The 23,985-nt window shown below is 72.7% G+C and carries 18 protein-coding genes and 1 pseudogene; 4 read left to right on the top strand and 15 right to left on the bottom strand.

The genetic code is table 11. The features are described 5' to 3' along the window. Nucleotides 1-143 precede the first annotated feature (143 nt). From ACIHAD_RS43250 to ACIHAD_RS43235, 4 genes are all read right to left on the bottom strand, one after another. Nucleotides 144-986 (bottom strand): ABC transporter permease, encoded by an 843-nt coding sequence (locus tag ACIHAD_RS43250; RefSeq protein WP_397360650.1) that lies wholly within the window; start codon nucleotides 984-986, stop codon nucleotides 144-146. Further along, entirely contained in the window at nucleotides 983-1,984 is a 1,002-nt protein-coding gene (locus tag ACIHAD_RS43245) for an ATP-binding cassette domain-containing protein (protein WP_397360649.1), read from the bottom strand. Before ACIHAD_RS43245 ends, ACIHAD_RS43250 begins: the two co-directional genes overlap by 4 nt. 11 nt (nucleotides 1,985-1,995) lie before the next feature. After that, nucleotides 1,996-2,595: an NADPH-dependent FMN reductase gene (locus ACIHAD_RS43240; protein WP_397360648.1), complete on the bottom strand. Its 600-nt coding sequence runs from the start codon at nucleotides 2,593-2,595 to the stop codon at nucleotides 1,996-1,998. 88 nt (nucleotides 2,596-2,683) lie between these two features. Further along, the gene (locus tag ACIHAD_RS43235; RefSeq protein ID WP_397360647.1) at nucleotides 2,684-3,367 is read right to left on the bottom strand and encodes a response regulator transcription factor; all 684 of its coding nucleotides are present in this window, start codon (nucleotides 3,365-3,367) and stop codon (nucleotides 2,684-2,686) included. Nucleotides 3,368-3,590: 223 nt separating this feature from the next. Here ACIHAD_RS43235 and ACIHAD_RS43230 point away from each other — a divergent pair, with 223 nt between their 5' ends. Beyond that, the gene (locus tag ACIHAD_RS43230) at nucleotides 3,591-4,430 is read left to right on the top strand and encodes an NmrA family NAD(P)-binding protein (protein ID WP_397360646.1); all 840 of its coding nucleotides are present in this window, start codon (nucleotides 3,591-3,593) and stop codon (nucleotides 4,428-4,430) included. 304 nt (nucleotides 4,431-4,734) lie between these two features. Here the strand turns inward: ACIHAD_RS43230 and ACIHAD_RS43225 are convergent, their stop codons facing one another. Together ACIHAD_RS43225 and ACIHAD_RS43220 are read right to left on the bottom strand one after the other, a co-directional pair. Beyond that, complete coding sequence (locus ACIHAD_RS43225) at nucleotides 4,735-5,217, bottom strand: aldo/keto reductase (protein WP_397360673.1); 483 nt, start codon at nucleotides 5,215-5,217, stop codon at nucleotides 4,735-4,737. Between the two features lie 107 nt (nucleotides 5,218-5,324). Then, the gene (locus ACIHAD_RS43220; RefSeq protein ID WP_397360645.1) at nucleotides 5,325-5,939 is read right to left on the bottom strand and encodes a PHP-associated domain-containing protein; all 615 of its coding nucleotides are present in this window, start codon (nucleotides 5,937-5,939) and stop codon (nucleotides 5,325-5,327) included. Between the two features lie 133 nt (nucleotides 5,940-6,072). Here ACIHAD_RS43220 and ACIHAD_RS43215 point away from each other — a divergent pair, with 133 nt between their 5' ends. Then, nucleotides 6,073-6,927 (top strand): FRG domain-containing protein, encoded by an 855-nt coding sequence (locus ACIHAD_RS43215; RefSeq protein WP_397360643.1) that lies wholly within the window; start codon nucleotides 6,073-6,075, stop codon nucleotides 6,925-6,927. Between the two features lie 4 nt (nucleotides 6,928-6,931). On the opposite strand, the gene ACIHAD_RS43210 is transcribed toward ACIHAD_RS43215, so the two are convergent. Beyond that, the gene (locus tag ACIHAD_RS43210; protein ID WP_397360642.1) at nucleotides 6,932-7,291 is read right to left on the bottom strand and encodes an ArsC/Spx/MgsR family protein; all 360 of its coding nucleotides are present in this window, start codon (nucleotides 7,289-7,291) and stop codon (nucleotides 6,932-6,934) included. Nucleotides 7,292-7,328: 37 nt separating this feature from the next. Then, on the bottom strand, nucleotides 7,329-7,544 hold the full coding sequence (locus ACIHAD_RS43205) for a hypothetical protein (protein ID WP_397360641.1): 216 nt from the start codon (nucleotides 7,542-7,544) through the stop codon (nucleotides 7,329-7,331). A gap of 82 nt (nucleotides 7,545-7,626) precedes the next feature. On the opposite strand from ACIHAD_RS43205, the pseudogene ACIHAD_RS43200 reads away from it, so the two are divergent. Then, nucleotides 7,627-8,844 (top strand): annotated as a pseudogene (locus tag ACIHAD_RS43200) (4-hydroxybenzoate 3-monooxygenase); the annotation flags it as partial. 40 nt (nucleotides 8,845-8,884) lie between these two features. Then, nucleotides 8,885-9,688 carry an MBL fold metallo-hydrolase gene (locus ACIHAD_RS43195; protein ID WP_397360640.1) on the top strand — a complete coding sequence of 268 codons (804 nt, stop codon included), beginning with the start codon at nucleotides 8,885-8,887 and terminating at the stop codon, nucleotides 9,686-9,688. On the opposite strand, the gene ACIHAD_RS43190 is transcribed toward ACIHAD_RS43195, so the two are convergent. From ACIHAD_RS43190 to ACIHAD_RS43160, 7 genes are all read right to left on the bottom strand, one after another. Continuing rightward, a complete protein-coding gene (locus tag ACIHAD_RS43190; protein WP_397360639.1) occupies nucleotides 9,689-10,543 on the bottom strand; it encodes a geranyl diphosphate 2-C-methyltransferase in 855 nt (284 codons plus the stop codon). A gap of 41 nt (nucleotides 10,544-10,584) precedes the next feature. After that, on the bottom strand, nucleotides 10,585-11,688 hold the full coding sequence (locus tag ACIHAD_RS43185; RefSeq protein WP_397360637.1) for a family 2 encapsulin nanocompartment cargo protein terpene cyclase: 1,104 nt from the start codon (nucleotides 11,686-11,688) through the stop codon (nucleotides 10,585-10,587). 118 nt (nucleotides 11,689-11,806) lie between these two features. Then, nucleotides 11,807-12,358 carry a hypothetical protein gene (locus ACIHAD_RS43180; RefSeq protein WP_397360636.1) on the bottom strand — a complete coding sequence of 184 codons (552 nt, stop codon included), beginning with the start codon at nucleotides 12,356-12,358 and terminating at the stop codon, nucleotides 11,807-11,809. After that, a complete protein-coding gene (locus tag ACIHAD_RS43175) occupies nucleotides 12,351-12,875 on the bottom strand; it encodes a hypothetical protein (RefSeq protein WP_397360635.1) in 525 nt (174 codons plus the stop codon). Before ACIHAD_RS43175 ends, ACIHAD_RS43180 begins: the two co-directional genes overlap by 8 nt. Nucleotides 12,876-12,921: 46 nt before the next feature. Continuing rightward, the gene (locus ACIHAD_RS43170; protein ID WP_397360634.1) at nucleotides 12,922-23,241 is read right to left on the bottom strand and encodes a hypothetical protein; all 10,320 of its coding nucleotides are present in this window, start codon (nucleotides 23,239-23,241) and stop codon (nucleotides 12,922-12,924) included. A 3-nt stretch (nucleotides 23,242-23,244) separates the two neighbouring features. Next, nucleotides 23,245-23,580 (bottom strand): hypothetical protein, encoded by a 336-nt coding sequence (locus ACIHAD_RS43165; RefSeq protein WP_397360633.1) that lies wholly within the window; start codon nucleotides 23,578-23,580, stop codon nucleotides 23,245-23,247. Continuing rightward, the gene (locus tag ACIHAD_RS43160; protein ID WP_397360631.1) at nucleotides 23,577-23,972 is read right to left on the bottom strand and encodes a YbaB/EbfC family nucleoid-associated protein; all 396 of its coding nucleotides are present in this window, start codon (nucleotides 23,970-23,972) and stop codon (nucleotides 23,577-23,579) included. The genes ACIHAD_RS43165 and ACIHAD_RS43160 overlap by 4 nt, the downstream gene beginning before the upstream one ends. Nucleotides 23,973-23,985: the final 13 nt, after the last annotated feature.

Below are 23,985 nucleotides of genomic sequence, written 5' to 3'. Positions count from 1 at the left end.
GCGAGATCTTCGAGGCCGTACGCGCGAGCGCCGGCGGCGCCGTCACCCACCCGTCCCGCAATGGGCGAGACCACGCCGGAGACGGCAGGCCACGCACTGCGGTGAGTGCGTGGCCTGCCGCTGGTGGGACATCCGTACCGGGGCTACTTGCGGTTGTAGAGGCGCATGGTGAGGGTGCCGAAGATGGTGATGAGGAGGACCGAGGCGATCAGGACCCAGGTCAGTTCGGCCATGTCGGGGGTGCCGGCCATGAGCGAGCGGACGGCGGCCACCAGGCGGGTGATCGGGTTGACGTTGACGAAGATCTGCAGCCAGCCGGGCATCGTGGCCGGGTCGACGTACACGTTGCTCAGGAAGGTCAGGGGGAACAGGACGAGCATGCTCACGCCCATCACCGACTTCTCGCTCCGCATGAGCAGGCCGAACATCGTCCACACCCACGAGAAGGCGAAGGAGAAGCCGAGCAGCAGGACGATCCCGGCCAGTACGCCCGCCACACCCCCCTGCGGACGGAACCCCAGGGCCAGGCCGACGGCGAGGATGACCGTCGAGGCCATGGTGTAGCGCAGGACGTCGCCGAGGAGGTAGCCCACCATGGTCGAGGGGCGCCAGATCGGCAGGGTGCGGAAGCGGTCGAACACCCCCTTCTCGATGTCCTTGTTGACCTCGACCCCGGTGTACATGGTGATCATCACGACGCTGCTGACCATGATGCCGGGAAGCAGGAACTGCAGGTAGTCGGTCGGGGAGCCGGCCAGGGCGCCGCCGAACAGGTACGTGAACATCAGCGTCATCATGAGCGGGAACGCGGTCACGTCGAAGAGCTGCTCGGGCACGTGCTTGATCTTCAGGATGGCCCGCCAGCCGAACGTGACCGACGCCGACCACGCGCTCGGCCGGGGCGGCTTGGCCCCGGGGGCCAGCACGGTGCCGAGCACGTCGGCGGCGGGGGAGTAGGTCGGGGCGGTCTCGGTGGTGGCGGTCATGCTGCGGCCTCCTGCGCGGTCGCGGACTCGGCGGACTCGGTGGCGGGGTGGTCGGTGAGGGCCAGGAAGACCTCGTCCAGGCTGGGCTGGCCGAGGGAGAAGTCGTCGACGACGATCCCGGCCTCGGCCAGGCGGCCGAGCGCGCGCGAGGCCTGCTCGGCAGCGGCGGCCTCGCGGCCGTTCCCGGCGATGCGGGCGGTGAGCGACACGGGGTCGGCGTCCAGGTAGACGGGCGCGTCGAGGGTCTGGGCCAGCAGCCGTTCGGCTTCGGGACGGGTGCCGGGGTCGCGCAGGCGTACGTGCACCGAGCCCGAGCCGACCGACGACTTCAGCTCGCCCGGCGTGCCCTCGGCGATGACCTTGCCGTGGTCGATCACCGCGATGCGACCGGCCAGGCGGTCGGCCTCCTCCAGGTACTGGGTGGTGAGCAGCACGGTGGTGCCGTGGGCGACGACGATGCGGACGATGTCCCAGACCTGGTTGCGGCTGCGCGGGTCGAGCCCGGTCGTCGGCTCGTCGAGGAAGAGCAGGTCAGGCGTGTTGAGGATGCTGGCGGCGATGTCGATGCGCCGCCGCATGCCGCCCGAGTACGTCTTGACCTGCCGCCCCGCGGCCTCGGTCAGCCCGAACGCCTCCAGGAGCTGGGCCGCCCGTTCCCTGGCGGCCGGCTTGCGGTGGCCGAGGAGGCGGCCGAGCAGGATCAGGTTCTCGGCGCCGGTCATGTCCTCGTCGACGGAGGCGTACTGGCCGGTCAGGCTGACGCGGCCGCGCACGGCGTCGGCCTCGCGCACCACGTCGTGCCCGAACACGGTGGCCTCGCCGCCGTCCGGCCGCAGCAGGGTGGCCAGCATGCGTACGGCGGTGGTCTTGCCCGCGCCGTTGGGGCCGAGCACGCCGTAGACGGTGCCGGCCGGCACCTCAAGGTCGAGGCCGTCCACGGCGCGGTTGTCGCCGAAGACCTTGACCAGGCCGGAGGTCTGTATCGCCAGGTCTCGCATGGGTGTTCCTCTCATGAGCAGTACGGCCGGGCGTGCCGGGCGTCGCGCAGGGCCCGGCCCCACCAGGTGAGCTGGTCGAGCATGGCCGCGACCGCGCGTACGCGGTCGTCGGTGTCGTACGGTTCGCCGCTCCCGGTTACGTCGTTCCCCAGCAGGTCGAGGCCGACCCAGTCGCGCATCGTCACGACATGCAGGGCGGAGAAGACGGTACGGAGCTGCTCGACCGCGTACAGACCGGAAGATCCCGAGCCGTAGGCGACGAAGCCGACCGGCTTGGCCTGCCATTCGTCGTAGGCGTAGTCGATCGCCTGCTTGAGCGAGGCCGGGAAGCTGCGGTTGTACTCGGGGGTGACGACGGCGAAGGCGTCGGCCTCGCCGACGGCGTCGGTGAAGCGCCGCATCGAGGGGGTGCTCTGCTCGGGGTAGCGGCAGGGGAAGGCGTAGTCGGCCAGGTCGAGGAGGCCGACCGCCAGGTCGGGACGGTCGCGGGCGCGGCCGGCGAACCACTTCGCCACCGTCTCGCCCACCCGCCCGACGCGGGTGCTCGCGATGATCACCGCGAGGCGGAGCGGTACGGCGCTCCCGCCGGCGGTGTCCTCTTCGCCTGCCATCGTCCACCTCCCTCGGCCCGTTCCGGGCTCTCACCAAGGAGGCGCGAGACGGCCGCCAGACGCCCGCCAGACGGGATCTAGCGGGCCGTCAGGCGGCGGGTCTGAGCACATAGCCGACGCCGCGCAGGGTGTGGATCATCGGACGGCGGTCCGCGTCGATCTTCCGGCGCAGGTAGGAGATGTACAGCTCGACGATGTTGCCCTGGCCGGCGAAGTCGTAGGCCCACACCCGGTCGAGGATCTGCGCCTTGCTGAGGGCCCGTCCCGGATGGCGCATGAGCAGCCGCAGCAGCTCGAACTCGGTCGGGGTCAGCCTGATGTCCTGGCCGGCCCGCCGTACCGAGCGGGTCTCCTGGTCCAGGGTGAGGTCGCCGACGGCGAGCGCGGCGGCCGAGCGGCGCAGCAGGCCGTGCAGCCTGATCACGACCTCGTCCACGCTGAACGGCCGCGTCACGTAGTCGTCGGCGCCCGCGCGCAGCCCGGCCGCCCGGTCGGGCGGGGAGTCCGGCGCGGTCAGGAACAGGACCGGCACGCCGGGCAGCGCGGCCCGCAGGCGGGGCAGGAGCCGTCCGCCGGTGGTGACGTCCAGGACGATCGCACCGGGACGGAACCCGCGTACCGCCCTGACCGCCTCGCCGCCGCGCAGGCTGCGCACGTCCCAGCGGCGCATCGCGCGGGAGAGGGATTCGCCGAGCGGCCGCTCGTCCACGACGAGGACGGCGTACGAGCCGCGCGCGGATCCGGGCGTGACGGTCGAACCGGTCGGGTGCATGCCGGGAACGATGCCGGGCGTGTATGAGGTTTGTCTGAGGACCGCTTGTGAATCGCCTGTGAGGGCCGGGGGACAGCGGAAGGGCCCGGCCGGGGCCGGGCCCTTCCCATCCCTTGAAGCGCGATCACCGCGACTGCCGCTACCCGGAATGTGCGCCTTATCACTCGGACGACTTGGTTCTTTGAATAGACCTTGACTGCGGTCGAGGTTCTAGGCTGCCTTCATGAGCGGAATTCTGGTGACCGGCGCGACCGGCAACGTGGGCAGGCATGTCGTCTCCTCCCTCGCGGAGACGGGGCACGAGGTGCGGGCGCTGGTCCGTGACCCGGCCAGGGCGGTGCTCCCCGAGGGGGTCGAGCCCGTACGCGGGGATCTGGCGGACTTCGACACACTTGAGCCCGCCCTGCACGGCGTGGACCGGGTGTACCTGATGTGGCCCGGCATCCCCGTCGATCACCGGGTGGTGACGGCGGTGGCCGGGCGGGCCGAGCAGGTCGTGTACCTGTCGGCGGACGTGACCGACCTGGAGGACGGCGAGCCCGCCACGATCTACCACCAGGAGATCGAACGGCTGATCAGGGCGTCCGGGACGCGGTGGACGTTCGTCCGGGCCATCGACTTCGCCACCAACACCCTGGCCTGGGCCGCGCAGATCCGGCGTGGAGTGGTACGGCTCCCGTACGGGAAGGCCGCCAGATCGGTGATCCACGAGCGGGACATCGCGGACGTCGCCGCCCACGTGCTCACCACCCCCGGCCACGACGGCGCCAAGTACGTGATCACCGGCCCCGAGTCGATCACCCAGGAGGAGCTGGCGCGGACCGTCGGCGAGGTGATCGGACGCGAGGTGCGCTGGGAGGACCTGCCGCCGGAGATCGCCCGCGAGCAGTTGACGGCCGCCTGGGGGGATCCGGCGTTCGTGGAGGCGCGGCTCAGGGCGTGGGAGTCGTTCACGCACACCCCCGAACGCGTCACCGGCACGGTCGAGGAGCTGCTGGGCCGGCCCGCGCGCACGTTCCGCTCATGGGCCCACGACCACGCGACCGACTTCCTGACCACCTGACCCCCTGACCACACGCCTCGTCGCAGAACGCCCGCCCCCACGCCCGCCGCAGAACGCCTGGACCCCACGCTCGCCCGGACCCCACGCCCACCCGGCGCGGCCGGTGGCTACGGGGCACGTCGCTCGAACAGGAGGCTGCCCCGCTGCGCGAGGGAGGCTCCGCGGTCGAGATCATCAGCCCGGACGAGGGAGCCGTCGCGGCCATGGGCCCCAACCCGCTCGACCCCGCCGTACGGTCACCGGCGGCCCACGCCGGCCGCGAGCAGGGCCGGCGGGTGGCCGCCGTCGTCCACAGCCTGTGGGCCTAGCCGGCCGCGGCGCGCTCGGCGAGCGGGCGGCGGCGCAGGGCCGGGTCGGTCAGTGACTCCGGACGCCACGCGCCGTCCGGCTGGTACATGTCGCGCCCCGGCGGGACGATCTCGTCGATCCGGTCGAGCGCGGCGTCGTCGAGCGTGAGCGAGGCGCCCTTCAGCAGGTCGTCGAGCTGGGCCATCGTCCGCGGCCCGGTGATCACCGAGGTGACCGCCGGGTGCGCGGCGGCGAAGGCCACGGCGAGCTGGGGGAGCGTGCAGCCGAGGTCGCCCGCGACCTCGACCAGCTTCTCGACGGCGTCGAGCTTGGCGGCGTTCTCCGGGATCGACGGGTCGAAGCGGTGGGGGGTCAGCGCGGCCCGGCCGGTGGTCAGGTCGATGTCGCCGTTCCTGCGGTGGCGGCCGCTCAGGAAGCCCGACGCGAGCGGGCTCCAGGTCAGGACGCCCATGCCGTACCGGCGGCAGAGGGGCAGCAGGTCCTCACCTCGATGCCGGTGCCGCCGAGTACGCGGTAGCGCATTGTCATAGTCCGCGACTTTAGGACCTGGAGTCCACTCCAGCTCAAGGGGCGGACGGGCGCCGCTCAGCGGGCGGGCCAGGCGGCGTGGTCGCGGTACTCGCCCACGATCCTGCCCTCGGCGAGCGCCGCCACGAACGAGCGCGGGCCGTCGAAGTCGGGCATCTCCACGTACGCGGCGCCCACCCCGTACGCGTCGTGGGCGTCGGAACCGGCCGCGCCGGGGACGCCGTACCGGGCGGCCATCTCCGCCGCGCCGGTGTTCCACGCCTGGTCGCGGACCTTGGAGTTGAAGACCTCGACCACGTCGGCCAGCCCGCCCTCGCACAGCGCGGCCAGTCGCGCCGCGCCCAGCGAGGAGCGGCCGGGGTCGAGCGGGTGCGGGGCGTAGACGAGCCCGCCCTGGGCGCGGACCCGCCGTACGGCCTCGGCCAGGGGCAGCACGTACGGCACCCGCTCGGTCAGGAAGAGGCCGATGATCTCCCCGCCGCCGGTCCTGATCTCCTCGCCCACGATCACGCGGGCCCCGATGTCGCGCTCCAGCGCCTCGTGGGCGCCGGCGAGGGTGTGGTGATCGGTGACGCAGACGACGTCGAGCCGTTCGGCGGCCACCCGCTCGGCCAGCTCCGCCACCCGCAGGACGGAGTCGCCGGAGTGCACGGTGTGGAGGTGGCAGTCCACGCGCAGCAGTCGCGAAATATCGTCCTCCCTCTGGATTTTTTCACCATACTGACTGGTCGGTTGGCCGTCGTTCAACCCCTCCCGTCCTGATGGCGGCAGGTGTGACAGGGACGCGCAGGGGCACCGGAGGCGGATGGGGATGGTGACGGTGTCGTCCTGGCGGGAGCTGGACGACGCGATCAGCGCGGCCGGCCACGCCGAAGGGCTCGCCTACGCGCACTCGACGCTGGTCTTCCGCGGCCTGGCGAAGAGCGCGTACTCGCACGTGCACAGGCTCGCGCGGCTGGCGGGCGACTACGCCACCCTAGAAGCCCACTTGATACGAAATTTCAGAAAATACGCGCACAGAGCCGCCCCCGGCCCCACCGTCTGGGACTGGCTGGCCCTCGGCCAGCACCACGGCCTGCCCACCCGCCTGCTGGACTGGACCTTCTCCCCGCTGGTCGCCCTGCACTTCGCCACCGCGTCCTGGCCCGGCGACGACGCCGTCCTGCTGGCCGTCGACTGCGCGGGCGCGCACCGCCTGCTGCCCGAGCCGCTGCGCGAGGTGCTCGACGGCGAGGGCGCGCTGCTCTTCAGCACCGAGATGCTCGCCGAGCGCGCCGCCGATCTGGCCCGCTTCGACGCCCTCGGCCGCGACCGCCCGTTCGTGGTCTTCTTCGAGCCGCCCTCGCTGGACGAGCGCATGATCAACCAGTCGTCGGTGTTGTCGGCGATGTCGGGGGCGACGTACCAGCTCGACGACTGGCTGGTCGCGCATCCCGGGCTGTGGCGCGGCTGGTCGATCCCGGCCGAGGTCAAGGTCGAGATCCGGCGGCGGCTCGACCAGGCCGGGATCACCGAGCGGGTGCTGCTCCCGGGCCTCGACGGCCTGGCCGAATGGCTGCGCCGCTACTACTCGCCGGGCAGCGTCGACGTGCCGGCCGGCGGCTCCAGCATGGCCGGACCCGAGCGCCACGGCCAGCAGGAGGGCCGGATGAAGGACTGACCGCTCACCCGGGCAGCGTGCCCCGCACGGCCTCCTCGGTGCGGCCGATCACGGTGTGCCCGTCGTCGGCGGTGATGATCGGCCGCTGGATCAGGACCGGATGCGCCGACAGCGCGGCGACCCAGCGCTCGCGGGCGTCGAGGTCGCGCGGCCAGGCGTCGAGGCCCAGCTCGGCCCCGACCGGCTCGCCCGTACGCGTGATGTCCCACGGCTCCAGCCCGAGCCTGGCCAGGACGGCGCGCAGCTCGTCCGGCGAGGGCGGGTCCTCCAGGTAGCGGCGGACCCTGTAGTCGGCCGCCTCGGCGTCGAGGATCGACAACGCCGAGCGGCACTTGGAGCAGTCGGGGTTGATCCAGATTTCCATGACGCCGAGGTTCTCACGCCGGGGCGCCCGGCGGAGGTCAGCCGGCCGATGAGGCGAGCCGGGCCTCCAGGCCGTCGAGCACGGAGGCCATCCAGGGGTGGCGCAGGATCACCGCCCGCAGGCTGTGGGCGGACCGGCCGAGCCCGTCTCGCCGGCCGCCCGCCTCCTCGACGGACGAGCAGCAGCAGCTCGCCGCCCACGCCGGCCTGCGCCTGGCGGTCGCCCCGGCGGAGGCGCCGTCGCGCGTCGGCACCGCCGTCCACGGGGTGATCGAAGTCCCGGTGCGCTGGTGACCGTACGGACTATCATCGTGATCATCCTGGCCGGGTACCACTGCGCGTCACCGAGGCGAAAGGACCGCCATGTCCGGGGAGCCCAGCAGGCGAGAGACCACCGAGGTCGTCGTCATCGGAGCCGGTCCGGCCGGCCTGACCCTGGCGAGCCTGCTTCGGCAGGCCGGCGTCGAGTGCGTGGTGCTCGAACGGCAGAGCCGCCCGTACGTCGAGCAGCGTCAGCGCGCCGGCATCCTCGACCACCACGGCGCGCGCGTCTTCGAGGAGTGGGGCCTGGCCGACACCGTCCTGGCGGGCATGCCGCAGGAGACCAGGTTCGAGTTCCGCGTCGACGGCGAGCGGCGCTTCCTCGACGTCCCCGCGATCACCGAAGGCCGGCTGGGCCGTCTAGTGCCGCAGCAGGTCCTCGTCGGCAGGCTGCTCGCGCGCCTCCTCGAATCCGGCGGCGACCTGCGGTTCGAGGCGGCCGAAGTGACCCCGCGCGACGTCGGGGGGGCCGCGCCGACGGTCACCTACCGCGACGCCGACGGCCGCACGCACGAGATCGCCTGCTCCTACGTCGCCGGCTGCGACGGCCATCACGGCGTCAGCCGGGCCGGCGTGCCCGCCGACGCCCTGACCACCTACTCCCACGACTACGGCATCGGCTGGCTGACGGTGCTCGCCGACGTCCCGCCGCCGAGCTACCCGCTCATGGCGATCACCGCTCACGGGTTCGCCGCCCACTTCCCGCGCGGCCCGCGGGCCAGCCGCTTCTACCTCCAGTGCGCCCCCGACGCCACCGCCGCCGACTGGCCCGACGGGCGGGTCTGGGCCCAGTTGCGGCTGCGCCTGGCCGACGAGGACCTGCCGGACGGCCCGATCGGCGAGAAGGCGTCCGTCGAGATGCGCAGCCACGTCGTCGACCCGATGCGCTACGGCCGGCTCTTCCTGGTCGGCGACGCCGCCCACATCATCACGCCCATGGGCGGCAAGGGCATGAACCTGGCGGTCGCCGACGCCGACGTGCTGGCCCGCGCGCTGCGCGCCGCCGTACGGGAGGGCGACGAGGAGCCGCTGGCCGCCTACTCCGCCACCTGCCTCGAACGGGTGTGGAACCACCAGGAGTTCTCCCGCTGGATGACGGAGATGACCCACGAGGCGGGCGACGAGAGCCTGGCCGGGCCGTTCCGCCGCCGGCTGGCCAGGGCGCGGCTCGACCGGCTGTTCACCTCGGGCCCGGCGGCCCGCGCCTTCGGCGACCTGATGGCGGGCGGCTGAGAGTTGACTTGAACCGCAGTTCAAGTTCCACCATCCTCCTATGAGGATTCATCACCTGAACTGCGGATCCGTACGGACGATCGAAGCCACCTACGACGGCCCGCCCGCCGCACCCGCCGTGAACCACTGCCTGCTGGTGGAGACCCCGGCCGACGGTCTCGTGCTGGTCGAGACGGGGCTCGGGCTCGGCGACGTGCGCGACCCCGACGGCACGCTCGGCGCCGACTGGGTGCAGATGGCCGAACCCGTGCTGGCCGAGGAGGAGACCGCCGTGCGCCAGATCGCCCGGCTGGGATACCGGCCGGAGGACGTGCGCCACGTCATCGTCACCCACCTCGACGTCGACCACTGCGGCGGCCTGCCGGACTTCCCCGACGCGCGGGTGCACCTGCTGGCCGCCGAGCTGGAGGCGGCGCTGTCGGAGGCCCCGAGCTTCCGCTACCGTCCGGCCCACTGGGCGCACGGCCCCCACTGGGTCACCTACACCCCGGAGGCGAACGACGACTGGTTCGGCTTCGCCTCGACCGGGCTCGACGGCCTGCCCGAGGACATCAGGCTGGTCCCCCTCGGCGGGCACACCGCCGGGCACACCGGCGTCGCCGTCCGGGAGGGGGACCGGTGGCTCCTGCACTGCGGCGACGCCTACTACTACCACCGCGAGCTCCTGGCCGACCCGCATCCCCACCCGCTGATGGACGTCGTGCAGACCCACGCGGAGGTCCATCACGACCTGCGGCTCGGCACCCAGGCCCGGCTGCGGGAGCTGGTACGGGACCACGGCGACCAGGTGAGCGTGTTCTCGGCCCACGACCCGTGGGAGCTGGCCGCCGCGGTGGCCGGTTGATCAGACGCGGTCGGCCGCGATGAGCAGGTACTGGAAGCTGCCGTTCTTGTAGGCGTCGAGGAAGGACTGCTCGATGCCCGTGGCCAGATGGGTACGGGCGCGCAGCTCCCAGTACGGGATCGTGGCCGCCGTCAGGTCCACGACGCTGACCGGGACGAGCCGGTTGGCCGCCATCTGCTCGAAGTACGTGCTCCGGGGGTGGATGTCGCAGATGTAGTGGGCGTTGATCTGGCTGACCGCCCGGGACGGCAGGCCGTAGGCGTCGTTGTAGCAACCGGTGACGCACACGTACCGGCCGCCCCGGCGCAGCAGGCGGGAGTGCTCGGCGAACAGCAGGGACAGCTCGACGTACATGGTGCTCTCGTTGTTCCAGCTCGCCTGGAACGATCCAGTCTCGAAGCCGGTCTCCAGCATGTTGCGGAAGTGGAAGCGCACCTTGTCGTCGACGCCGCGCTTCTTGGCCTGGTCGTTGGCGAAGGCGACCTGCGACTCGGAGATGGACACGCCGTCGACCTCGCAGCCGTGGCGCATGTTGACCAGGAGGCTGCCGCCGCCGCGGCCGGAGCCGGCGTCGAGCACCCGGTGGTGGGGTTCGAGCGGGCCGAGGTGGCTGATCAGCAGGTCGGCCTGGGCGGTCTCCAGGCGGTGGAGCTCCTTGACGATGCGGTCCTCGCGGGTGTCCTCGGGGCCGTCGAGTACCGTCCAGTTCACCTCGCCGATGCCGTAGTGGTGGTGGTACAGGCCGTCGACGTCGCCCAGGCGCAGGTTGACCGGGTTCTTCTCGGCGTTCCAGTAGCCGGCGACGGAGTGCTGGTAGTGGCTGGTGAGGACGGAGGAATGGGTGTTGACGGTCACCTGGGAAGAGCTCCTTCCCGGCCGGGGGCGGCCGGTCGTGATCAGTGGTATCGGCTGCTGCTGCCGTGCCATTCGAGGCAACCGGCCATCCAGCCCTGGGCGCCACGCAGGAACCGCTGCAGCTCCGCGGACGGAACTGCGGCGAGCTCGCGCTGGCTGGTCTCGAAGCCTTTGACGAAGTCGTTGTGCAGCGCGACGGCGCGTTCGGTGGCCTCGCGCGTGGAGCACTCCTCCTCGGCCGCGATGAGCAGGACGACGTTGGAGTCGGGCAGCTCGTCGGCCGCCTCCCTCGCCACGGAGTGGAGGTCGTTGACGATGACGCTGGCCGTGCCGGCCTGCATGAGCGCGGTGTGGAAACGCCGGTCGTAGAAGAGGTTGGCGGGCAGCTCATAGGCGGCGACGACGTCGATGAGCGTCATGGACGTGTAGAAGCTGTCGTGCTGCCGGGCCGCGAGGTAGCGCCAGACGGGCGGCGGCGTCTCCAGGTAGCGCCAGGCGGCGTACGCCGTCCAGCTCACGTACATCTGGAAGGTGGTGTTGCAGGCCCGCATGACCTGCGACGGGGTGCCGTGGCGGGACAGGTGTCCGGTGGCCGAGCGCAGGGCGACCAGCACGGGGTCGGCCTCGATCGCCTCTTCGAGCTGCTCGGTGTACCCGCCCGCGGGCGGCGGCGGGTCCATGGCCGACATGACGAGCGCGAGGCGCGGCGGCAGCTCGGTGGGGCTCGCGCCGAGGTCGGTCTCGTCGGCGTAGTAGTCGTCGGCCGCCCACCAGGCGGTGTTCATCTGCGCCGCGATCAGCAGCAGGTCGGGGTCGTCGCTGTCGGGATGGGCGAGCATCGCCAGCCGGCCGAACCCGGTGGCGGCGAACTCGTCCATCCGCCCGGCGTGCAGGCCCACCTTCTCGGCCCACGCCACGAGCCGCCGGTCGACCTCCGCGCCGAGCGCCGGGTCGTCGCGGACCGTCTCGGGGCAGTAGAGCGGCGGGTAGGAGCCGTCGCCCCACTCCCGCTCGACATAGGGGATGGGCGCCGGGAGCCGCCGCGGCGGCGCGGGGGGTGGAGCGGGGATCGGAAGGTGGAGCGCGGAGGTTCCGAGGCCGGTGGGGCCGGTCGGGAGCCGCGGGGTCGCGGCGTACTGGGGCATGGCGCGCCTCTTCCCTGAGGAGGAGCAGGACATTACCGAAAGTAGTTATTCGGCTACTAAAAGTAGAGTAGCCAATCGGTAATGAGAGCCTTACCCTCCTGCGGGCGCACTCTGGCGGTCAGGGCCTTGTGTGCAGGCTTTCGAAGTCGTCGAGGCTCTTGCGGTAGAAGGCCAGGTCGTCCTCCAGCTTCTCCCTGGTCAGGCGCTCCGGCTCGGTCTCGCGCACGGTCCTGCCCAGGTCGCTCCAGAAGGCGTCGGGCGGCAGCTCGGCGGCTTGCGGCGGGAAGAACTTCAGCGCCTCGACCACGGCGTCGGCGGCGAAGCGCCAGCCGGTCGCCACGGCGTCGTACCGCTCGGGCACCGCCGGGCCTGCGGCGTAGAACAGGCCCTCCTCCAGGGCCCGGCTCGCGTACGTGGTGGCGATCAGCACCCACTCGCCGGGGTCGAGCAGCTCCGACAGACCGGTGCCGAACGTCGCGCCGGTCTCCCTGGCCGCGCGCTCGGCCTCGACCGGGACCACGACCTCCACGTCGCCGAGGCGCACCCGAAGGTTCTCCGGGTCCTGGGCGACCGTGGCGCCCCGGGAGGCGCCCGGCAGGCCGGAGTGGGCCACCAGGTCGATGTAGACGTACGCCTCGACGAGCGAGCGGCCCAGACCCTGCTCAGGCATACTCACCCGCCAGCGACTGGTAGGTGTCGCGGACGACCAGCAGCCGGTCGAGCTGGAACCGGCCCGGCTCGGCCGCCCGCACCCCCTGCCCGCGCTCTGACCAGAATCCGTCGTCGGGCACCGCGTCCGCGCCCGCCGGCACGAACTTGACGGCCTCCTCCACCGCCGCGGCGGCGATCCTGAGCGTGCGCAGGGCCTCGGCCCGGTCGGCCACCGGCACGTCGCTCGCCGTCAGGTCGGCCACCCACAACCACTCGCCCGCGTCGAGCAGCTCCGACGGCTCCGGGCCGCCGAACGTCGGGAACCCGGCGGGCATCACCGGACGCTCCGGCAGCCCGAACACGAACTCGCGCGGCGTGCCGCACTCCTCGCACGGGCCGAAGTAGCGGTTGACCAGCTCGCCCTCGACGTCGATCAGCCCGTTGCGCCAGGTCGTGTCGGTGGACCCGCAGGCGCAGGGGTTGAGGTCGAGGTAGAGATGCGCCTCGTCCCTCGTCCGCGCCACCGCGAAAGCCATAGTCGTCCTCTCCTCGGGGTTCCCATGATGCCCGACGTCCCGCCCGTCACACCGCCATCGCCTGGGGGTCGAGATCCAGCGTCACCGGCCGGGCCTCGTCCAGGCGGCGGCCGCACGCGCACGGGCCGTCGGCCGGGCACACGCACTTGCCGTCGGGTCGCTCCCAGCCGGTCGTGTTCGCCATCACGCGGAGGTTGTCCAGGATCGCCGGCCAGTCGCGGGGACGGTGGCCCTCCGCCAGGGTGGCCAGCTCGGTGGCCACCTGCGGGGGAAGCTGCCGCAGGATCTCCGGGCGGGCCTGGGTGACCAGGTCGAACAGCACGCCCAGGCGTCCGGCGCGCTGCCTGACGTTGGCCGTACGGGCCTGGCGCAGGGCCTCGTGCAGCTCGGCCAGCTCCTGGCTGTCGGCGGGCGGCAGGCCCAGCGTGCGGGCGATCGCGGCGGCGGCCGTCGCGGCGGCGGCCCGCTCGTTCGCGCCGACCGTGCGGGCCGGGTCCACCTCGTAGGTCAGCACGCCCGGGTCGTTCCGGCCGGATCCGGGCCGCCGGATCTCGACGGCGATGGGCGCGCGGCCGGGCAGCACGATGTCGAGCAGGCCGGGGCCGTGGACGTGGACGCGGCCGCCCATGAGGGCGGCGGCCCGTCCGACGGCTCCGGCGGCGGCCGTCTCGGGGAGCGTCGCGTGGCCGCGGATCGCCGTCACGAGGGCGGGGGTGAGGTCGCCCGCGCGGGACAGCTCCACCAGCTTGGACGCCGCGCCCTGCTGGCCGTTCGCCAGGCCGAGCCGCCGGGCCTCCTCCTGGAGCGCCGCCCGTTCGGCGCGCGAGCGGATCGGGCCCGCGTCGGCGGCCGCCCGCGCCAGCCCGCGCAGCCGGGCCAGCGCCGCCGCCTCGACCGGGCCTGGCCGCCCGGGGGCCGGACGGGCCGGGCCGGTGCCGGTGGCGGGGTCGCCCGCGAGTGCGGCGGCGTGGGCCGCGACCTGCTCGGCGACGGCGTTCGTGGCCCGGTGGCCGTCGTCGGCGGGCACCCGCAGCGTCAGGTTGCCGGGAGCGCTCGACTCGACGGTCACCCCGGCCGCGCCGGGGGCGGCCTCGGCCAGGGTCAGCGTGAAGTCGCCCTCGGGGGTGGTCACCGTGAACGTGTCCGCCGGTCCCACGTTCGGCGCGACGCCGTTCGCCGGGCCACCTGGAGTGATGGCCGGGACGCCGGCGATCTCGGCCAGTTTGCCCAGGCCGGGTGGTGAGGTGTCCAGGCCGGTGGCCGAGCCGCCGTTGAGCAGGCGGGCGATCCGGCTCTGCGGCTCCGGTGCGGCCGGCGCGCGCGGCCCGGTGCCCCACGGCGGGGGCGGCGGGGTGTGGCCGCGCCGGCGGATGTCGTCGGCGAGGGCGTCGATGGCCGCCGCCAGGCGCTCCCGCCGGGCCGGGTCGGTGGTGGCGTGCCACTTGTCGGCCAGGTGGGCGTGCTCGTCCAGGCGGGGGAGCAGGCAGAGGTCGGTGCCCTCGGTGTGCTCGCCCGCCGGCGACGTCCTGAGCACGCCCTGCGGCATCCCGGCCGCCGCCGCGGTCGCCGTCTGGGCGACGTGCGAGAGGTCGTGGACGAGGATCGACGACACCAGGTCCGGGTGCACGCGCCCCCAGATCCGCAGCAGGTGCGGGTCCTCGGCGGTGCCCGCGCGGGGCTCGGTCATCGCGTTCAGGCCGTCGCCCGGGTCCCCGACCACCACACGGACGTGCTGGTCGGGCACGCCCGGCAACTGGACGGTCAGGACGTCGTCCCCGGTCCAGCCGACGTGGGCGGCGGTGCCGCCGAGGTCGACGGCGGAGACGGGCTGGCCGCGCAGCTCGTCCAGGGTGAGGTCGGGAACCCCTTCGGGGCGGGCCGACCTGCTGAACGGGCTGTTCTCGATCGCGGGCGACGGCATCCCGGCGGACGGCGTCACGCCCTGCGCCACGCTGCCGCCCACCGGGTTCGAGTGCTCGGCGGTGGCGGTGGCGGTGGCGGGCCAGGCGGCCGGGGCGGCGGGCGCGGGAAGGGCGCCGCGGGCGTCGAGCGCGGCCTTGACCTGCTCGGTGAAGGTGCCGGCCGTGCTCGGGTTCATGAAGACGTCGCGCAGGTCGAGGTCCGCGGCGCGGGCCGCGTCCAGGAGGTCGGGCGCGAGGCCCGCGAACGCCTCGGCGAAGCCGCCGTCCAGGGTCTCGCTGAACAGCGAGCCGTCGGGCATGACGCGGTAGCGGTGAAGGCCGTCGGCCTCCCAGACCGCCACCCTGGCCACCTCGCCGCGGTCGCGGGCGGCCAGGCGGGCCTCCTGGAGGGTCTGGATCGGGTTCTGCCGCTCGGACGTGGGCACGAAGGTGAACGTCGCGGGCGGCGGGCCGCCGGGACGCGGCGGCCCGAGCCGTACGCCCGCCGCCATGCGTTCGCGCAGCTCCTCGATCTCCTCCCCGAACAGGACCACGTCCACCTCGCCGGTCGACGCGGCGGGCAGGTGGACGGGGTCGCCGACCGGGTGCTCGTTGCCGTCGCGCAGCCGCGCCATGTACTGGAAGTCGAGGTCGTAGTCCACCCGGAAGCGGACCGTGTACGCCTTGCCCTTCTCGAACATGCTGCGTTCGCGGCGGGCGCCGTGGTGGTCGCCGACGCTCTCGGACGTCTGCTCCCCGCCCTTGACGCCGCCGTTGACCCCGGTCGAGCTGTCCGACCCGTTGGCGCCCCAGCCCAGCGGGGTCGTCCGCCCGCGGGAGACGCTCACGTTCTGGCTGTCGGCCTGCCGGTCCACCTGGCCCTTCTCCGCGTCGTACGGGCCAGCCACGATGGTCATGTCGGACGTGCGGGCGTGGATGGTGACGGTCACGCCCTGGTCCTTGAACTTCTGCCTGGACACCGGGACGACCGGCTCGCCCGAGGGCCCCGTCATCCGCTCGAAGGCGGTCAGCAGCGCCGACGGCGCCAGCCGCCTGATCAGCTCGGGACGGCGTTCCTGGACCGCCGCCGCGCCCAGCATCTTGGTGAGCTGGGCGGTGACGACCTCGTACAGGCTGGGCTTGGCCGGGTTCTCCCACAACGCCTGCGGGAAGAAGCCGGGATGCAGCTCGGCCTGCCGGGGGTCGGCGTTCATGACGACCGGCCCCGGGTCCTCGGCGACGGGCCTGGTCATGCCGGTCGGGATGCGCCGCACCAGCGTGGCGTTGTAGACGACCGGCGGCGTGGCGCGCGGCTTGCGCTGGAGCGTGTCGGCGGTCTTCTTGGCGCCGGCCGGGATCCTGCCTCCCCGTACGGGGCGGCGCTCGACCTCGATGACGAGCCGCATCTGCTGCTCCACCTGGGTCAGCCCGTTGAACAGGCCGATCCGCTGCAGCCGCGTGTTCTGGTGGTTGGTGGAGCCCGAGTACCCGCGTCCGCGGTCGGTGGACAGGCCGCCGCCCTGGCCGCCGGCCGGATCGCCGGTGGCCGAGTCGAGGCCGGCCGAATAGGACCCGTTGTACGACTCCGAATGTGTCTGGTCGGTGTATCGGTAGTGCTGGACGATCAGACCGGCCTGCGACGTCTGGCTGAGGAGCCTGGCCGTGCGCGGGTCGCCGACGGGTTCGAGGCGTACCCTGACCGTCACCTCCTCGGCCTGCGTGACCTGCGCGCCCTGCTGGACGTGGTAGCTGCGTTCGAAGCCCCGCGATGACCACATGTCGGCGACGTGGATCACCGCGGCGTCTTCGGAGAAGTCGACGTTCAGCTCTTCACCGAGGGTGGTGCTCTCGTCCAGCGCCCCCGGCAGGGCGTCCTGCACGGCGCTCCGGACCGCGTCGATCACGTCGACCGGGTCGCCGTTCTCGTCCGTCAGGGTCAGCGACTCGGTCGCGCTCGCGCCCACCGACCGGTCGTACGGCGCTGCGAGCACCACGTCCCTGGAGCGTTCGAGCTGCTCGGCGGCGTCGTCCAGGGCTTGGTCGAGCTTCTCCTGCGGGCTTCCCGGGGCGGGGGAACCGAGCCCGGCGACCTCCTTGAGCTTGGTCAGCAGGGCCTGCGGGGTGTGGCGGTCGGTGTACTCGTTGGTGACCCCCGACTGCGCCATGTCCTTGACGTAGCGCTGGATCAGCGGGACCGCGATGCTCCGGTCGAGGGTCAGGCTGCCGTTGAGGAACCGTTCGACCGCGTCGCCGACCAGATGGGGCGGCAGGTCGAGGTCGCCTGCTCCGTACATCAGCAGCGCGTCGTCCTCGGCGACCGCGAACAGCGCGGTGCCGGAGACGGTCTCCGTGCTGGACCCGCTGACGGTGATACGGTCGCCGGTCGGCACCCCGTGCTCGGCGCTTTCGGAGCCGGTGAGGGTGAGATCGACCGTGCTGCGCAGCATGTAGTGGCGGCCATACTTGATCAGCAGTTCCTCGCTGCCCCAGATGTCCAAGAGCGAGGTGGACTCGGACGTGCCGCCGGACCGGGAAGGCAGCGAGAGGGAGCCGCCGTCGCTGGTCGTGCCGCCGTCGTCGAGGTCGGAGGCGCTCGTCGACATTCCGGTGGACAGACCGGACGAGCCGCCCCACGAGATCCCCGCGCTGCCGAGCCCGAACTTGATCTTGCCCGTGACGTGGTCGACGATGCCCAGCACCTCGGTCTCGCCGATCTCGCCGGACACCGACAGCGACGAGCGCGTGGGCCCCCCGTTCGGCCGGATCGCGCCGTCCGTGGTGAGCGGCCGGTTCAGCAGCTTCGGATGACCGACCAGGTTGCGCACGTTCAGGAACGCCATGAGGTGCTGGAGGGCCACGGAGTCGGCGGTCGTGCCGCGTGGCAGCACCTGGCGGGCCGCGTCCAGGGGACGGCCCACGTCCACGTGCAGCAGCTGTGCCATGGACCTGAGCTTCGGGGACATCCGCCCGATCGGCGCGGGCGGCGTCTCCTTCTTCGACGGGAGCAGGTCGGCGGCGAAGACGAGCTGGGCCGAGCCCTCTGTGGTCGCGATCGTCGTCGTCGTGCCGTTGTGCAGCAGGTCGGCGGCCATATGGTGGCCCAGCCTCAGGATCGCGACCGGGCCGCTGCTCTCATCCAGGCCCACGATGTTGGTCGTGCCGCCGGCGCTGGAGCCCGCCGTACGGGTGCGGTTGCCGCCGCCGTTGACGCCGACCTCGTGCGTGAGGCCGTCCTGGCCCTTGTCCGGGCCGTCGCTCTCGCTGACCGACGCGCCGCCGCTGTACGTCCTGGACCTGCTGATGCCGCGGGCCGAGGTGTCGGAGCCGATGTCGAGGTTGACCACCGTCTGGGTGTCGGTGTGACCGACGTAGGTCACGTCGTCGAAGTCCTGTTGCAGCGACAGGTGCAGCATGTAGTGCTCGGGGGCGGCGTTGAGACCGTGCAGCGTCAGGTCGAGCATGATGCCGTCCTGGGCCAGGGAGTCGTAGGCGGCGCGGATCCGCTGCTCCGACAGTTGCTCCATGAGCTCCTGCCGGTTCAGGATCTGGCTGGCGCGGGCGAGCCTGTTGGTGGAGTACTCCGGCACGCCGTTCACGACCTTGGGGATGACCCCGCGCTCGGCCAGCTCGTCCAGGACCTTCTTCCGGAACTCCTCCAGCCCCTCGATGTCCTGCACCAGCGCCGGGCCCGCGCCGCGCATCTGCCCCGGCCCGTCGCCGAGCCATATGGGCAGCTCCGGCTTGCGGCCGGGTGGCGGGGCGGGGTCGGGGTCGCCGCGCAGGACCTGGTCGCCGTTGGCGTCGGTGACCGGCTGTCCGCCCTTGTGGACCAGCGCAGCGCTGTCCACGGGCAGGCCGAAACGGTAGGCGGCCGACTCGCGCATGTCGGCCAGCACCGTGCTGCGCACCGGCGTCAACGTGACGGGCGGCTCACCGAACCGCTCCACGGTGAACGTGGTGACCACCACGAGCCGGTAGCTCTGCTTGGGGTGGGTCTTGCGGTGCACGCTGGGGTGGATCGCCTGCTTGTTGGCCGTGGCCGAGTACGACCGCGACGCCCCCCTCGCCCCGTTGGCCTTGGGGCCGATCGTGGGCTGGTACTCGCCGAGGTCCACGCCCTCCAACCCCGGAGCCTTGAACCCGGCCGAGGCGCTGCCTTCGAGCGAGGCGCCCGACGAGGCGCTCGCCGGGGCCTGGACGAAGTCGACGAGCACCTCCTCCTCCCACTCCTCGGAGGTCGAGCCGCCGACCGGCTGGGAGAGCTCCACCACGACACGGCTCTCGGCACGCACCTGGACCTGCGGTTCGCCGTTCTTGGTGAAGACGCGCTCCAGCCCGCCGTTGACCGCCGTCTGCAGGCTGTGGGGCAGCTCATGGGTGACGAACCCGCGCAGCGCGTCGCGGGCCGAGGTGCCGACCTCGGCGTAGTCGCCGCCGAGCACGTCCGCGAGCATGTCGAGGGCGCCCTCCAGGTCGCTCATGCTCTGGACGATGACGTTGGGCATCTTCGTGCGCCGCCTGGCGGGGTCGACCCGGGCCAGCCTGCTCGGCGGCTGGTCGGTGGCGGCGTGCGAGAACCACACCCGCTGGCTCGCCGCGTCGCCCGGAGCGCCGGAGTCGACCGTGACGGTCCCTCGCCAGCTCTCGTCCTGGCCGGTGCGGATCTCGGCCGTCCACGTCGCGGCGGCGTCGAACAGCAGCGACTCGCTCCGGTTGTCGGTGACCGAGCCGGTCTGGGCGAACATGCCGGCTCCGCCGCCGGTCGACCAGTTGCGCCCCATCGAGGCGCCGAGACCGACGCCCAGCAGTTGTGCCACCGTCCTGGCCACGTGGTCCTCGGGCAGGAACTGGGCCAGGACGCTGGTGTTGAAGCCCATCGACAGCCCGCCGCTGCCCGCCTGGCTGACCGAGGCCGTACGGCCGGCCTGGTGGAACAGGCCCACCATCATCTCCGACCCCTTGATGGCCGGATCGAGCACCTCGACCAGGTCGGCGAGCGTCAGCTTGATGCGCACCTCGGCCGCCTTGCCGTGGTGCCCCACCTGCAGCACGAGGCCGTCGGCGGAGACGGCCTTGTGGAAGTCCGCCCGGATCGCCCCCTCCAGCTCGTGCGTGGTGAACCTGCGGCCGATGTCGTTGTCGGCCAGCAGGTCGTTGACGGCGGTGGTGAGGGCGGACACGTGGGCCAGCCGGCCCGTCGGCTGTGCCGCGGCCAGGTTGATCTCCTGAGGCAACGCGGCGGCCAGCGCGTCCAGGTACGCGGCGTGCTGCTGCAGGACCTGGTTGGCCAGCCGCTCGGCGACGGGCCGCATGCCGACCGGCCCGGCGGGCGCGCTCGGGTTCTCGATCTCGTTCAACGCCATGAGCAGCTGCTGGTAGGTCCGCCGGGTACGGGTCGCCTCGCGCAGCGCGGCCTCGTACGCGTCGGCGATCCTGGTGTGCCGTTCCCGGGTGGCGCGATGGTTGCGGCTCTCCTGCCGCGCCTTGCGCGCCCGCTCCGTGTGGCCCTGGTCGTGCTGCCTGTCAGCCTTCCGCGCCTCCTGCCGCGCCTTGCGAATCGCCTCCTTGGCCTCCTCGGCGCTCTTCCGCTTCGCCGCGATCTGCTCCTTGAGTGCCTGCTCGGCCCGCTCGAACGCCTCGATGACGCCCGAAAGCTCGCTCCGCGACGGCCGTCCGTTCGGCAGCGGCGGGGCGTGGCTCGGCCGGGACGCCTGCGTGGGCGCCCACGGCGGCAGCGGCGGGGTGTGGCCGCGCTCGGCGAGCTGGCGGGACACGCCGTCGATGTCGAGGGCGAGGAGTCGCTGCTCCTGCGGCGTCTGCGCCGCGTGCCACTGCTCGGCCAGGAACGCCAGCTCGTTGAGCTGGGCCTGGGCGCACATGTCCTGCGTGGGCTCGCTGGTCGCCTTGCGGCGGCGCAGGAAGCCCCGCCGCTTGCCGCCGGTGTTCTCCTGCGTCTTCTGCAGGGTGTCGGTGATCTCGTGCAGCCAGACCCGGGACACCTGGCTCGGGTCCATGCCGGGGGCGAAGTGCACGACGTGGGCGTGCTGCGCGTCCTCGCCGGTCGAGAGCTCGGTCTCGCCCATGAGGCCCTCGGTCATCTCGCCGACGACCGGGCGGAAGTGGTGGGTGCCGTTGTTCCTGGTGCGGACGACGAGCGTGCCGTCGTTCGACCAGGTGATCTCCTCGACGTCCTGGTTCAGGAAAAGGGACGCGCGCAGCGCGTCGGCTCCCGCGCGGACCTCTCCGGGCTGTAACCGGGTGCCCGGCCGGGCGTCGGGCACGTACCGGGTGCCCGGGACCGGCCTCGACGTGACCGTGCCCGGCCTGCTCGTCGCGGGCTGCAGGGTATCGCCGCCCTCCTGAGCCAGCAGCACCAGGGCGGTGGCCTCGGCCTGCAGCTCGTCGGCGTCGGTGACCTCGTCGGCGCGGGCGTCCAGGGCGGCGCGCACGCGTCTCATGGTGGCGGCGCGGATCACCCGTACGCTGCCGTCGGGGGAGGGGATGAGGAGGTCGCCGTTGGGGCCGACGACCGCGCCGGGGAAGTCCACGGTGAGCGCGTCCACCAGCGCGGTACGGGCCCGGACGGACCCGGGGACGGGCACGGGCGGGGCGGTGTCGGGGGCGGCGGCCGACGTCGTGGCGGGGGTGTCCGCGGTCTGGGGGGCGGCCGATCCCGGCTGGTCGCCCTGCTGCGCGGTCGGCCCCTGCTGAGTGTCCTGCTGGTTGTCCTGTCGCGTGTCCTGCTGGTTGTTCTGCTGGACGTCCTGCTGGTTGTTCGGCTGGGCGTCCTGTTGTGTGTTCTGCTGGGCGTCCTGTTGCGTGGAGGGCGCGGGCTGGCTGTCCTGCTGGGCTGACGGCGCGGGCTGGGTGTCCTGCTGGGGGGCCGGTCCGGTCTGGTCGTCCTGCTGGGTGTCGCGGGTCTGGGTGGTGTTCTGGCGGGAGTCCTGCGAGCCGTCCTGCGCCTGCTGGGAGGCCGGGGCCGCGGCGGGCTGGGGAGCCGGTGCGGAGTTGTTCCTCGGCTGCCGCGGCTTGGTGTCGTCGTCCTGCGACGTCTCCTCGTCGAGGTTCTGGTCGGAGTCGGCACGGGGCTCGCGGTCGGTGTCCTGGCGGCCGTCCCGCGAACTGGAGCCGCGGCGCGGGGTCGAGTCCGAGTCGGGGGCGGACGTGGACGGCGTGCCGCGCCTGACGTCGTCGTTCTGGTTCTGCCCGGGCGCGGCCTGCGTCGAGGTGGGGACGATGGGCCCGTTGCCACCCGTGGGGGCCGGGCTGTTGGCCGGCGGCTGCCCGCCCCCCGTGCTGGGGTCGCCGCCCGCGCGGGCCGCGTCGGTACGGGCGGCGGTGTCGTAGGCCGAGGCGAGGGCCGTGACCGGGTTGGCCAGCGTGGTGTACACCTCGGGGTTGAACGGGCTGATCGACCCGGTACGCCCGGCGCCGCCCATGAAGCCGCCCATGAGGGAGTCGGCCGAGAACGGGTTCTCCCACTGGCCGTACACCAGGCCGTTGGCGAGGAAGCTGCCGGCGGGGGAGGCGATCGTGTTGGTCAGGCCGGTGGTCATCGCGCGGCCGGGGAAGCCCGGCATGTGCCGGGTGACGTTGGAGACGGGCCCGGACAGCGCGGTGCCGAAGAGCGCGCCGCCGCCGGCGCCGATGATCGCCGCCTGGGACTTCTTCCAGTCCCAGTCCTTCCTGGTGCCCATCTTGATCTGCTGGTACTGGGAGGCGGCGTCGATGAAGAACTCCTCGCCGATCTCCTCGATCAGCTCGCGGCCGATCGAGGAGCTCAGCAGCCTGGCGATGAGGCCGCGGCCGGTGGCGCCGCTGAGCGTCGTCACCCTGGCCAGCCTGCCGGCCCCCAGTTCCCTGGCGCCGATCATGGCGAGCCGGACCAGGATCCGGCTGATCGCCGCGCGGCCCGCGGCCGCGTACGGCCCGATGATCGCGGTGGAGGACCCGGCGGTGAAGAAGGCGACGAAGAGCGCGATGGCGATGGCGACGACCGTGACCCAGAAGGCCACGTTGACGGAGATCTTGGAGTACTGGGTCTCGACCGCGAAGTTGTCCGACTGGGCCTGGAGAGACTGGGACGTCCTGGCCGCGCCCGCCATGCCGGCCTCGTTGCCGTACAGGAACTTGGCGCGGGAGACGAAGTCGGCGCTGGCGGGCGAGACCCAGCCGGTCGCCACGGTCCGCACGGCCGAGCCGGCGCGCGGCGCGGTGCCGATCGCACCGGCGGCGAGCGCGTGGTACGTATGGGCGAGCTTGGACATCCCGCTCTCGCTGGCCTCCGGCCACTTCTGGCCGGCCGACAACATCGGGATCAGCCAGTTGACCACCCAGTCGGGCAGCACCTCGGTCTCCCAGACCGGCTCCACGTCCCGGTCGATGCGGACCGGGGGCTGCACGGTGGCCTGGCCCGACGAGCCCGCGGAAGTCGGCCCCTGGGGGCCGGTGGCGCTGTGCGTCACGCGTCAGACCTCTCGCGCCTTGAGCTCTTGCTCGATGTCGGCGTCCGTGCCGAGGGTGTTGTCGATGCTCGCGCGGAGCCTGCCGCACGCGTCGGTGATCTGCTTGGAGAGGTCGACGTACTGGTTGAGCATGCGGTTGGGGCCGTCGTCGCGGAAATGGGAGCTCTTGAACGCCTCGCCCTCGGTGCCGCCGCCCCAGGGAGCGGCGGCCAGCGCCTCGACGACCGCGGCGACCAGCCGCGCGGACTCCTTCTCCCAGTCCTCGGCCATGGTGGTCCATTGGGAGATGCCCGAGTCCACGACGGGCTTGATGATCTGGGTGCCGTCCCAGGGCTTCATCGGCGGCCTCCCATGCGGTCGGCGAGCCGGGTCAGGACGGTTTCGAGGTCGCCGTCCAGATGTGCCTGGAAGTCCTCGCGTGGGATCACCGGCTCGAAGATCTCGGTGATGCGCTCCCGCGCGCGCTCGGTGGCCAGCCGGGCGGTCTCGGCGATGGTGTCGGCCAGGTGGCGGGCGTCGGGGCGCCGGTAGATGCGCGGGTCGATGTCGAGCCGGACCAGCTCGCCGCGCGAGCCGACGGTCACCGAGACCAGGCCGTCACGCGAGGTCTCGGTCACCTGGATGGCCTTGGCCTGCTGGTGCAGCTCAATGCCCACGTCCTGGATCTGGCGGAACATGTCGCGCAGCTCGTCGCCGTACGCCCGCATCCCCGCCACGTCAGGAGAATCCATGACACCCCCGGCC

Origin of the sequence: Nonomuraea sp. NPDC052265 (genome assembly GCF_044547985.1) — a bacterium.
Classification (GTDB): Bacteria; Actinomycetota; Actinomycetes; order Streptosporangiales; family Streptosporangiaceae; genus Nonomuraea.
The sequence above is the reverse complement of the archived record's forward strand: the minus strand, read 5'-3'. Positions and strand labels throughout refer to the sequence as shown.